This is a genomic window from Streptomyces diastatochromogenes, from assembly GCF_002242805.1.
Taxonomy (GTDB): Bacteria; Actinomycetota; Actinomycetes; order Streptomycetales; family Streptomycetaceae; genus Streptomyces; species Streptomyces diastatochromogenes.
In genome coordinates, this window is sequence record NZ_MCGQ01000128.1 from 1 (window position 1) to 5,414 (window position 5,414).

General features: G+C 68.2%; 6 protein-coding genes and 1 pseudogene. 4 read left to right on the plus strand and 3 right to left on the minus strand.

Features of this window, described 5'->3' with window-relative positions; translation table 11 throughout:
* Nucleotides 1-188, minus strand: a pseudogene (locus BEK98_RS46890) (PAS domain S-box protein); the annotation flags it as partial.
* Nucleotides 189-501: 313 nt separating this feature from the next.
* Between BEK98_RS46890 and BEK98_RS46895 the strand changes: the two are divergent.
* Nucleotides 502-1,317, plus strand: coding sequence for a maleylpyruvate isomerase family mycothiol-dependent enzyme (locus BEK98_RS46895; protein ID WP_094222916.1), 816 nt, complete (start codon nt 502-504; stop codon nt 1,315-1,317).
* Nucleotides 1,318-1,378: 61 nt separating this feature from the next.
* Here the strand turns inward: BEK98_RS46895 and BEK98_RS46900 are convergent, their stop codons facing one another.
* Nucleotides 1,379-2,083, minus strand: a complete 705-nt coding sequence (locus BEK98_RS46900) for a tetratricopeptide repeat protein (RefSeq protein WP_094222917.1) — start codon at nt 2,081-2,083, stop codon at nt 1,379-1,381.
* Complete coding sequence (locus BEK98_RS46905; protein ID WP_094222918.1) at nt 2,067-3,206, minus strand: DUF4331 family protein; 1,140 nt, start codon at nt 3,204-3,206, stop codon at nt 2,067-2,069. The genes BEK98_RS46900 and BEK98_RS46905 overlap by 17 nt, the downstream gene beginning before the upstream one ends.
* A 138-nt stretch (nt 3,207-3,344) precedes the next feature.
* Here BEK98_RS46905 and BEK98_RS46910 point away from each other — a divergent pair, with 138 nt between their 5' ends.
* From BEK98_RS46910 to BEK98_RS50705, 3 genes are all read left to right on the plus strand, one after another.
* Complete coding sequence (locus BEK98_RS46910; RefSeq protein ID WP_094222919.1) at nt 3,345-3,899, plus strand: hypothetical protein; 555 nt, start codon at nt 3,345-3,347, stop codon at nt 3,897-3,899.
* Nucleotides 3,896-5,227 carry a Dyp-type peroxidase gene (locus BEK98_RS46915; RefSeq protein ID WP_094222920.1) on the plus strand — a complete coding sequence of 444 codons (1,332 nt, stop codon included), beginning with the start codon at nt 3,896-3,898 and terminating at the stop codon, nt 5,225-5,227. Before BEK98_RS46910 ends, BEK98_RS46915 begins: the two co-directional genes overlap by 4 nt.
* 54 nt (nt 5,228-5,281) lie before the next feature.
* On the plus strand, nt 5,282-5,414 hold a 133-nt coding region (locus tag BEK98_RS50705), incomplete at its 3' end, for a DUF5996 family protein (RefSeq protein WP_244202318.1).

The window sequence follows — 5,414 nt, forward strand, 5'->3', positions numbered from 1 at the left end:
TTGACGAGCCTGATGATGCCCGTGTCGTCCACGATGACCATCGCGTCCGGCGCCGCCTCCAGCAGGCCCCGGAAACGGTCCTCCTCGTCCCGGGGCCCGCCGACGGGTATGTCGACGCCGCATTCGCACGTCGCCCGCTCCGTCATGTGTGTGGAACCGGACGGCGCCGCCTCGGCCAAGTCGCTCATGTCCATCCCCGATCCGCGGCTCACGATGAGTCGGCCATCCCAGCGCAATCCGGAGACATCAGTGCGGACATGTCGCCAAGTGGCCCACAACGGTTGAACATGGCCGCCCGATTTTCCTCGGTGTCTGATTGGGGTCCACGAGGCTCCGTCTCGGCCGACCGCTCGGAAGGGCGGTGAGCGGGGCAGGGCACCGGGGCAGGGCCTGGCGGCGATGGTGGATCATGAGGCGGGACCGTGGACGGCGCCTGGCGCACATGCGGCGAGCGGTCGATGACGGTGGGACACCTCCCGCGAACGAAAGGGCGGACGCGACATGGAAAGCACCCGGGCGGCGGTGCACCCGCTGCCGTACACGACGTACCAGCAGGCGATCGAGCAAGAGACGGCGCGCTTCGCCGAAGTGGTCGAGGGCGTTGATCCGGCCACCCTTGTGCCGTCCTGCCCCGACTGGACGGTGGCCGACCTCACCCGGCACGTCGGGAGCCTGCAGCGCTGGTTCTCCACCCTGCTGACCCGCCTGGTGCAGGAGCCGCCGCGGAGCCGTGAGGTGGAGTTGGGGCTGCCGGACAGCGCGCACGACTACCCCCGCTGGGTGGCGGCCGGCATCCCCCAGGTGGCCGCCGTGCTGCGGGGCACCGATCCCCAGGCACCCATGTGGGCCTGGGGCGAGGACCAGCACGCCAGGTTCTGGGCCCGCCGGATGCTGTTCGAGACGCTGCTCCACCGGGTCGACGCGGAGTGGTCCGTGGGCCAGGAGTCACCCCTCGACCCCGTGCTGGCGACGGACGGGATCGACGAGTTCCTCGTCAACCTGCCCGACGCGCACCTCTTCGCCCCGGCCGTGGCCCAGCTGAAAGGTGACGGCGAGACCATCGTGTTCCAGTGCGCCGGCCCCGGCACCGGCGGCAGCGGCGAGGAGTGGCGGGTGCGCCTGGAAGCCGACGGTTTCCGTCTGCTGCCCCGAGGGGAGGACGGCGAACCGTCCGGCGCGCGGACGACGACCGTCCGGGCCCAGGCGGCCGACCTCCTGCTCCTGCTCTACGGACGTCGGTCGTACCAGGAGGCCGCCTTCGACGTGACAGGGGAGTCCGAGACGCTGGACCGCTGGTTCGCCCACACGGCCTTCTGAGCCGGAGCCAGGGGATGTCCGGGGCTGCGCGGCGCGCGCGCAGCCCCGCAGGGGTATTCCGTCACTCGGTGAGGGCCCGAAGGGCTCGCGCATGGGTGGGGAAGTATGCGAGGACGGCTAGATAGGCCTTCACCGCCCGGTCATGCTGTCCGGCGTGCTGGAGCGCGTGCCCCCAGTTGTAGAGGATGGCGGCCAGGGGGAGGGGAGAGGGGCCTGCGTATCTCCCGAGGGCTTCGCCGAAAGCGTCCCGCGCCGGCTGATCGTTGCCCATCGACACGTGCAGACACGCGATGCGCGCCATCTGCTGTGGGTCGGCGTGGGTCGTGCCGTGTGCCATGCGGAGCGTGAGGGCAGCCGGGCCGCACCCGCACGCTTCAAGTATGTCGGCGCGTTCCTCGGCGATGTCCTCGGCGGCCGCGCCGTGGTGCGTGGCGAGCGCGAGGGCCCGCGTCGACTCGGCGAAACGGTGGGTGGTGGTGGCCATGTGGGCGCGGGTGAGCCAGGCAGTGGAGTCTGCGGGGGCGTGGCTGACCAGTTCGGTCGTGATGCGGTCGGCGGCCCTCAGATCGCACGCGTCGGAGGTGATGCTGTGGCGTGTGAGCAACGCGTTGGTGAGCCGCACACCCACAGCGGTGTGGCCGGACTGTGCGTAGTGCTGGGCCAGGCCCGCTATCTGGGCGTCCAGGTTGGCGAGCGCGATCGTCGAGGACGTACACCGCGGTAGGGGCCGTCCGCCGAGGTGTGCGCGTTCAGGGCGAGGGGGCAAGAATCGCTCCGGCATCCAGTACGGGCGGGTCGGGGTTGGCCTGGGCCAGGTAGGGGAAGGCGCGCGTCGCGGGGATGACGGCGGAGTCCACTCCGTCACTGACCGGTGTGCCGTGCCAGCCGCCGACGATCACCGAATAGAGAAGGTCGATGACGTCCTCGTTCAACCAACGGCCGCCACAGGTCTCGTGGGGCTGACCGGTGAGGGCGCCGCGCTCGATGTCGAGGTATCCGTGGTCTCCGAAGGGCTTTGTGGTGTCCAGGACCAGGTGGTCGTGGAGCAGCGGCTCGGTGAGCGGGTGATGGTGGTCGTCGGTGAACGGCCAGGCGACGGCGTCGTCCAGCTGGTCGAACATGGCGAGATTCGCATCGAGTCGAGCGCGGTAGGAGGCCGCTGACCCCGGTGGGACGTCGAAGGGGTCGTCCAGGTTGTACAGGTCGCGCAGGTCGACGCTCGCGTTCACGGTGTCGTTTCCGTTGACCGACAGCAGCACGTTCTTCGCTTCGGGTCGGCCGATGCGCTCGAAGCGTGCGGTCGGTACGCCCTGGCTGAGGGATTCCCCGACGGCGGCCCACAGCGCACTGCGGGCGGTGCCGAGGACAGCGTCCGCGTCGAGTTCCAGGACGATGCTCAGCACGTTCTGTCCCGCGACGGCGTCCACGCCGGGAGCGGTGAAGGCGAGCCGACGGGTGGCGCGTGTGCGGATCTCGCTCTGGACGTCCATGAAGAAAGGATCTCGGCGCAGGCCGGCGAAGACGCTCACCTCGGGCCCGCGTACGGCACCCTTCTCCCCGGTGCGGAAAGCGACCGTGCGGTCAGCGCCGTAGCTGAGTGCGCCCCCCTGGTCACCAGTGTCCGGTTCGATGTCGGTGAACGTGACGTCGAACGCGATCGCGTCCTCACCGCGGGCTCGGACCACCGCGTCGGTGCCGATGTGGGCGGGCGCCAGCCGCATGCGGTAGAGGACGGCGTCGGAGAAGGCCGCTCCCGGCTGCGCGCCGGGGAACAGGTTCAGCACCACGGCCAGCCGACCTGGCACATCGGGCACGGGAAAGAAGTACAGGTCGGTCAGGTCGATGACCGGGTCCTGCATCGCGCGCAGGCTGGACAAGTGGTCGGACACGGCATGGCCTCCTTCTCGTGGAGGGGCCGGAAACGCCGCCAGGAGCGGAGAGCGACAAGGCCGCTGGGCGCATGGCACCAGAGTAGGGCGAATATTGTTATTAAGGGTCTAAATCCTCTCCTTGAGGAGGTAATCGCCATGTTCGATGTGGGCACCTACGACCCGATCTCACCGCAGGTCAGTGCCGGGGAAATCGGCCGGTACAGCCAGGAGCTCCGGCGGCAGACCGAGGGAGCGGGCAGCCGGGTCGGCAACCGGGCGGAATTCACGCTGGTCGCCCCGGTGATTCAGCCGGACGGTCCGGCCGTCTTCCGCGATCGGGCGAAGAAGGCGCAAATCGAGGCGCCCTATTGGGAGGGCCGTCTCGGCACCGTTCACGACCTGCGTGTTTGCTTGATCAACAACGATCAGCAGCTGCTGTTCGCCGCCACGTACAGTGACGAATTCATGCCGTACGTGAGGGATGTCATCCGCTTCGCGGGTCCGTGGATCGACTACATCTTCACGGGAGTCGCGGAAGGCTACCCGGGCATGAAATCGACGGACGAGGCGCTGCAGTACATCACGAAATACCAGGTCGAAGCAGGCATCTGGTACGGCGGTCCGGATCCGGAGGCGACACCTCGCGACATCACGAAAAGCCTGAGGGTGACCAACGCCTTCAACCAGCTGCTCGACACGGTGCAGGAATGAACGACTCGGCCGGGCGCACCGTCCCCACTCTGGAATTCGAGGACATCCAGGGCACATTGCTGCGCCGACGACCCGACGACTACCACGGTGTGTACCTGCTGTACCGCATCGATGACGCCGGTGCGGCGAAGCAGTCGCTGCGCGGCATCCTGCCGATGGTGACGAGCGCCGCGGACTGGGAGAGCCCGCGGCCTTGCACCCTCAACATCGCATTCACCTACAGCGGCCTCGAACGGCTGGGCGTTCCGGCGGAGTCGCTCGCATCGTTCTCGCCGGAGTTTCGCGAGGGTATGGCTGCCCGCAAGGATGTGCTCGGCGACACCGGGGCGAACGACCCGAGCAACTGGGTTCCACCGCTGGGCAGTCGGGACGTCCATATCGGGGTGCTGATCATCTCGCAGGAGGCCGAGGCGCTGGACGAACCGCGCAACGAGGCCGGGCGCCTTGCCGGAGTGAGTTCGATCTATCAACTCGACGTAAATGTCCCGAGCACCGGACGTGAGCACTTCGGCTTTCGTGACAGCATCGGTGGACCGCACATCAGGGGAAGTGCGAACCCTCCACTGCCCGGCCATGACGAGATCTGGCCCGGCGAATTCATCCTCGGCTACCAGGACGAGTCAGGAGAGCTGCCCGACGCGCCGGTGCCGGACACGCTCGGCCGTAACGGCACCTACCTGGCGTACCGGCAACTGCACTCCGACGTAGCGGCGTTCCGCCGATATCTGCGCGAGCACGCCAGGTCGCCCGAGGACGAGGAACTGATCGCCGCAAAGATCATCGGCCGCTGGCGCAGCGGTGCGCCACTCGCCCTGTCGCCGGACACGGACGATCCCGAACTGGCGGCCGACCCGATGCGCAACAACGACTTCCTCTACTACGACGACGATCCGCGCGGACAGTGTGTGCCGCACGGCGCTCACATCCGGCGCGTCAACCCTCGGGACAGCCTCCAGGACACCGTGGTCGCGGTCAACACGCATCGGCTGATCCGGCGCGGCGCCGCCTATGGACCCGTGCTCCCCGACGGCGTACTGGAGGACGACGGGGCGGAGCGTGGCATCATCTTCATCTTCTTGGGGGCGAGTCTGTCCCGACAGTTCGAGTTCATTCAGGAAGTCTGGATGAACGACGGCGACTTCGTCGGTCTCGGCACCGAGAAGGACCCACTCACCGGCAACCACGACGGCACCGATTCGTACACCATCCCCGGCAAGCCGGTACGCCGGCGACTCACCGGGTTGCCGCGCTTCGTGACCGTCCGGGGCGGCGAGTACTTCTACTTGCCCGGCATGACCGCAATCCAATGGCTCGCCGCGCTGCCCTAGTTCGGCAAAGCCGACCGCAGGGTTGCCGGCGCGGCCAGGGCCGTAGGAGGCACGATGCAAGAGCAGAGGACACAACAGGTCGGGAACTGGCCGCGGCTGCGTGTGGAGGACTGGGTCGAGACCCGGGACACACTGCATATGTGGACCCAGATCGTCGGCAAGATCCGGCTGGCCCACGCCCCCATGG